This is a genomic window from Nakamurella sp. (assembly GCF_048594475.1).
Lineage (GTDB): Bacteria > Actinomycetota > Actinomycetes > Mycobacteriales > Nakamurellaceae > Nakamurella.
Genome location: NZ_JBMDXT010000568.1, coordinates 1 through 5,656, shown reverse-complemented (window position 1 = coordinate 5,656; position 5,656 = coordinate 1). Strand labels below are relative to the sequence as shown.

Annotated in this window: 6 protein-coding genes; 1 reads left to right on the top strand and 5 read right to left on the bottom strand. The window is 74.1% G+C overall.

What is annotated here, in order from left to right:
- Positions 1–654: AfsR/SARP family transcriptional regulator (locus tag ACOJUF_RS25515; protein ID WP_420124610.1), on the top strand; the 654-nt coding region annotated here is incomplete at its 5' end.
- Positions 655–682: 28 nt separating this feature from the next.
- On the opposite strand, the gene ACOJUF_RS25510 is transcribed toward ACOJUF_RS25515, so the two are convergent.
- The 5 genes from ACOJUF_RS25510 to ACOJUF_RS25490 all read right to left on the bottom strand — a co-directional run.
- The gene (locus ACOJUF_RS25510) at positions 683–1,222 is read right to left on the bottom strand and encodes a phage tail protein (RefSeq protein ID WP_420124609.1); all 540 of its coding nucleotides are present in this window, start codon (positions 1,220–1,222) and stop codon (positions 683–685) included.
- Positions 1,223–1,235: 13 nt separating this feature from the next.
- On the bottom strand, positions 1,236–3,176 hold the full coding sequence (locus tag ACOJUF_RS25505; protein ID WP_420124608.1) for a putative baseplate assembly protein: 1,941 nt from the start codon (positions 3,174–3,176) through the stop codon (positions 1,236–1,238).
- A 3-nt stretch (positions 3,177–3,179) separates the two neighbouring features.
- Positions 3,180–3,665, bottom strand: a complete 486-nt coding sequence (locus ACOJUF_RS25500; protein ID WP_420124607.1) for a GPW/gp25 family protein — start codon at positions 3,663–3,665, stop codon at positions 3,180–3,182.
- A gap of 3 nt (positions 3,666–3,668) precedes the next feature.
- The gene (locus ACOJUF_RS25495) at positions 3,669–3,950 is read right to left on the bottom strand and encodes a PAAR domain-containing protein (protein ID WP_420124606.1); all 282 of its coding nucleotides are present in this window, start codon (positions 3,948–3,950) and stop codon (positions 3,669–3,671) included.
- A 17-nt stretch (positions 3,951–3,967) separates the two neighbouring features.
- Positions 3,968–5,656 (bottom strand): VgrG-related protein (locus ACOJUF_RS25490; protein ID WP_420124605.1); only part of this gene is annotated, 1,689 nt, incomplete at its 5' end.

The window sequence follows — 5,656 nt, the reverse complement described above, 5'->3', positions numbered from 1 at the left end:
GACCTGGGAGCGCTGCGGCCGCGGGCCCGGGCCCTGCTGCGCCTGCTGGCCCTGTCCCCGAACCGCGACGTGCACCGCGAACAGCTCGTCGACGCCCTCTGGCCCGGGGTGGACCTCGCGGTCGGCACGCGCCGGCTGCAGGTCGCGGTGTCCAGCGTCCGGCAGGTGCTGGAACAGGCCGGCCTGCCGGGCATGGCCGTGCTGGCCCGCCGCGGGGACGCCTACCGGTTGGCCCTGCCCGCCGGGTCGACGGTGGACGTCGAGGCGTTCGAACGCGGCCTGGCCGACGCCGACGCGGCGGTCCGGCGCGCCGATCCTTCGGCCGTCGAGCTGCGCGCCGCCGCGCTCGCCCGCTACCGGGGGGATCTGCTGCCGGAGGACGGCCCGGCCGAGTACGTGGTCGGCGAGCGGGACCGGCTGCGGGTGCTGGCCGCCGCCGCGGCCGCCACCCTGGCCCAGGAGTACCGGGCGCTGGGCCAGCTGCGCCCCGCGCTGGCCGCGGCCCGCCAGTCGGTGCAGGTGGACCGCTATCAGGACCTGGCCTGGCAGCTGCTGGCCGAGCTGCACCGGGACGCCGGCGACGACAGCGCCGCCGCCCGGGCCCGCCGCGAGCACGCCGCCGCGCAGGCCGAGCTGGAACTCGAGTCGACCTGACCCGGCCGGCCGGCCCCGAGCCCCGGGCTCAGCCGGTGATCTCGACCCGGTGCGGCAGGTGCGCCGGCTTGGCCATGTCGACCAGCGCGTCGAGCCGGCGCACGTCGAAGTCGTCCGGATTCGGCACCCGCAACCGCACCAGCAGCTCCGGCCGGTCACCGCCGGGCAGCGCGGTCCCGGGCTGCGGCGACGTCGCGGTGCCGCCGGACTCGACCAGCTCCGGGTCGAGGTCGAACAGCGCCCGGACGGCCGCCCGGATGCCGCGGGCGGTGCCCCGCCACTGCAGCAGCTCCACCCCGATCTGCACCAGTTCCCGCTGCCGCTCGGCACTCTGGTGCCCGTCCAGGGCGATGCCCATCCAGCCGGCCAGCCACGGCAACAGGGCCTCCGGGGCGGTCGCCGGGTCCAGGTAGGCGGGGAAGGAGTCCAGGGTCGCCACGATCGGCGCCAGCACCTCGTCGAGCGCAGCGCACCAGCGCTGGGTGAACGAGTCGCCGCGGAACACCCCGGGCAGGGTCTCGCCGATCGGGTACGGGCTGGCCAGCCCGGGTACCAACCCTCTGGTCATCGGGTCCGCACTCTCATGTCCCGCGCACCCGGACCTGGTGCTCGAAGGAGAACACCAGGGCGGTCGGCGCCAGCGGGATCCGCTGGGCCGACTGGCCGCGGCGGCCGGTCGCGGCGTCGGCCGGGAACAGCTGGACGTTGACCTCCTCGGCCATGTCGACCCCGGGGATGCGGGCGAGCGCGGCGTTGACCTCGTGGGCCTGCACGGCCCGGCCGAGCGGCCAGCCGGTGCCCTCCGGCCCCCCGTGCAGCGGGTCGAACAGCCGGTAGACGGCCGAGAGGACCTGGTGCCGGACCTCCTCCGGACGGTAGCGGGCCCGGGCCCGCACGCTGATCACCGCGGTCACCCCCTGGTACTCGGGCGGCTCGATGGCCAGGCGGGTGCCGACCAGGCGGCGCTCGTCGAGAGAGGCGGCGATCCGGGTCAGCGACTCCGGCAGCGGGGTGAGGTCGTCGCGGCGGATGCGGCCGACCTCGTCGGTGGCCACGAACGGCACCAGCAGCACCCGCACCCCGCCGTCGACGCCCAGGCAGTGCACCCGCGCGATCTCCGGGGCGACCTGCTTGGTCAGCTCGACGTAGTCCTCGGCGGTGACCGCGCGGCCCCGGGAGCGCAGCACCAGCGGGCCGCGCAGCTTGGCGTCCTCGATGTCCTCGGCCCGGGCCCCGCCGACGGCCGGCGTCCGGTTCTCCACCCGGGCCACGTAGGGAACGCTCGTCTTGAGCACCCGCACCTGGCCGGTGGCGATGTTGCCCCGCACGCCCCCGCCGGTCCGGTACACCGACAGCCGCAGGTGGGCACCCTTGGGCGGCACCGCGCCGTACTGCCGCAGGGTGCCGTCGCCCTGCCGCACCGCCGGCCCGAACTGCACCTCGCCGGCGAACGCGTCGATGTGGAAGCACGTCTCGTCCGGACCGGCCTGGGCGAAGTGCTCGACCGGCGACCAGTCGGTGACGCCGTCGTCGTCGATGACCTGGAGCACGCCCGGCTCCTCCCAGGGCACCACCGGGCGCCGCTGCAGGGCGAAGCGCTGCCCGGGCGTGCCGTCCGAGGTGCCCAGGTCCTCGCCCCGGACCACCTCGGCGTGCACCATGCGGGCGGTGCCGCCGATGGTGAAGGCGGAGATGGACAGGATCCGCGGCGACTGCGTGTAGGTCGGCTGGCCCTCCTCGGGTTCGAGGAGCCGGCAGCGGATCCAGCCGGCCCGGTTGCGGGCCAGGATCGAGGTCTCGTGCTGCTCCGGCACGTGCAGGACGACGTCGCCGGCCTTGTTCAGGCCGCCGGTGTCGTCCCGGTCGACGTCGCACGGCGACCAGCCGGCCCCGGTCCAGGCCTCCCAGATCAGCGGCGGCCAGTCCGGCCGCACGCCGACCCCGCGGACCCGGCAGTCCATCCGGAGCACGATCGCGCAGGACGGCACCGCGTTGGACAGGCCGATGACCAGGCAGTCGCCCGGTTGCGGCGAACTCTGGAAGCACTCGAACTCGCCGCCGGACCGCAGCGCCACGGTGTGGTCGACGGCCTCCCCGCCGACCGGGATCGCGGCGGCCCGCTCGAAGGAGCAGGGCACGATGTCCAGGTCGGTGATCGTGGAGAACACCACCGGGTCGGCGACATCCGTGCGGGGCGTGGCGACCTCGGTCTCCCGCCGGACCACGACGGTCTGCGGCTGGGGCGCGGACAGCCAGAACGTGACCTTGCCGCGGGCGGCGGCCGGCGGGCGCAGCTCGACCCCGATGAGCTCGAGGAACTTGACGTAGTGCCGGTCGGGGACGCGGTTGAGCCGGTAGATCAACTGGTCGACCATCTGCGCGAACGCCTCGATCAGGGTGACCCCGGGGTCGGAGACGTTGTGGTCGGTCCACTCCGGGCAGCGTTGCTGCACCAGGCGTTTGGCGTCGTCCACGAGGTCCTGGAAATGCCGGTCGTCGAGGTTGGGGGCGGGCAGCACCATCGGTCAGCCTCTCGTCTGGGCCCGGTCCAGGGCCGCCAGGGCGGCCGGGCCGCCCGGCGCGGCGGGCAGGCCGGGGGGCGCCGGCTCGTCGGGGATCACGTAGAACGGGAACACCAGGTTCCGCGGGTCGTTGACCCCGCGGATCGAGTAGTGGATGTCGATGTACAGCGTGCCCAGGTCGGCCTGGTCGAAGCTGATCAGCACGTCGTGCACGGTGATCCGCGGCTCCCACATCTCCAGCGCGTACCGGACGTCGGAGGCGATGGCCCCGGCGGTGGACGCGTTGATCGGCGCGAAGACGTGGTCGTGCACCCGGCAGCCGAACTCGGGCCGCATCGGCCGCTCCCCCGGCGCGGTGGCCAGGATCAACCGGATGGCCTCCTCGATCTCGCGTTCGCGGACGACCAGCGCGACGCCGCCGGTGGCGTCGGTGGCCAGCGGGAACGCCCAGCCGGCGCCGACGAAATCGATTCCGGATCCGATCCCCATGACTCAGCCTCCGATCAGCACGGTGGGGGCGCCGACGATGATCGGCGCGCCGCACGCGGACAGGTCGCCCAGCCGGGCCGCCGGCAGCCCACCGATCAGCACGGTCGGGCAGCCGGGCGGCACGATCGCCGTCGGCGGGTGCACGGCGGGCGGCGGGAACGAGCAGATGTGCGGCGTCCCGACCGTGGCGGCGGGCATGCCGGCGATGAGGACGGTCGGCACCCCCGGCGGTCCGATGACGCCGGGGTGTCCGGTCGGGTCCCCGACCCGGGCGGCTGGTGGCATGGTCCGATCACGTCCCGTCAGTTGATCTTCACGAGCGAGCCCTGGACGATCAGCACGCCGCCGGCCTTGACCTCGGCGCTGGCCTGGCCCTCGACCTTGGCGGTGCTGCCCTTGAGCGAGAGCGAGCCGTTGGTCTGCACGTCGACCCCGCCGCTGCCGCCGTCGATCTTGACCCCGCCGGTCGAGGTGATGGCGACCTCGCCGCCCTTGAGCTCGAGCTTGCTGCTGGCCGAGTCGATCAGCACGCCACCCTTGCCCTCGATGCGGATCTTGCCGTCGCTGTGCACGGTGATCGTGGTCTCGACCGAGTCCATCTTGAGCTGCAGCTTGTCGCCGGTGGTGGACAGCGTGATCCCCTCGGTCCGGCCGTCCTCGTCGATGAGGTCGATCCGGTGGCCCCGCCGGGAGACGAAGGAGCGCCGGTTCACCGCGCCGGAACTGCCGTCGATCAGCGCCGGGCTGCCCTTCGGGGTCGAGTCGACCCCGTTGAACAGCCCGCCGAGCACGTAGGGCCGCCGGATGTCGCCCTGCTCGAACAGCACCAGCACCTCGTCGCCGACCTCGGGCAGCACGAGGGCGCCACGATCCTTGCCGGCGCCCGGCTGGACGGTGCGCGCCCAGTCGCTGACGTAGGTCTCGGACAACCAGGGGAAGGTCAGCTTGACCCGGCCCTGCTCCAGCGGGTCCTTAGCGTCGCTGACCTGGGCCACCACCGGGCCCTGGCCGAGCCGGGCGGAGCCGCCGCCGTTGGCCAGCCCGTACAGGCTGCGCTCGGACCGCCCGGTGACCGAGAACGTCGTCGTGTAGCCGGTGTTCGGGTCGTACCGGTGGTGACTGGCGGTGATCGTGTACTTGCCGTCGAACGGCGCGCCCACGTTGTCCACCGTGATGGCCGCCCCGGCGTGCAGTTTCGGGTTGCCCCGGGCGACCCCCTCGAACTCGGCGAAGGCGCCGGCGATCTGTTCCGCGATGGCCGCGGCGGCGGTGTCCACCTCGGCCTGGGTCCGAAAGGCCACGTCGGTGGCCACGTAGACGGGGTCGCCGAACTTCTTGGCGATGTCGACCGGGGTGTAGGTCGGCAGCTGCGCGGCGGTGGTCTTCGCCGGCGCGGTGGCCACCAGCGCCTTCTTCTGGGCCAGGTCCCAGCCGCGCGCCTGGACTTCCTTGACCTGCTCGGCGGCGGTGATCAGCGACCGGAACCGCAGCAGGTCGGTGCCCAGCCGGACGACGAGCGGGTTCTGCTGCTCCGGACCGCCGCCGCCGTCCGGGGCGGTGTCGGCCTTCTTGGGTTTGCCGAAAAAGAACTTCCCGTCGCGCACGGCGACCTCGTACCCGATCTCGCGGGCCAGGCCGTCCAGGAACTCCCAATCGGTGACCCCGCCCTGGGACAGGTGCTCGTACACCGTGCTGGTCGACTCCACCTCGCCGACCTGGAGCCCGGCCCGCTGCGCGACCTTGGTCGCCACGTCGGACGCGGTGCTCTGGGTGTAGGACTCGGTGCGCCGGCCGCGCAGCAGCCGGTTGGCCTGGTCGTAGCCGCGGAGGACGGTGTAGGTGCCGGTGGCGTCGTACTCGGCCTCCAGCGCGGTGATCTCCCCCGCGATCAGCGGGACCGGGCTCGGCGGGGGGGGGCGGGGGCCCGAGCCCGGCACCGTGGAGCCGAGCTGCGCGCCGGCCGAGCGGAGGAGCACGCGGGCCGGGGCGCG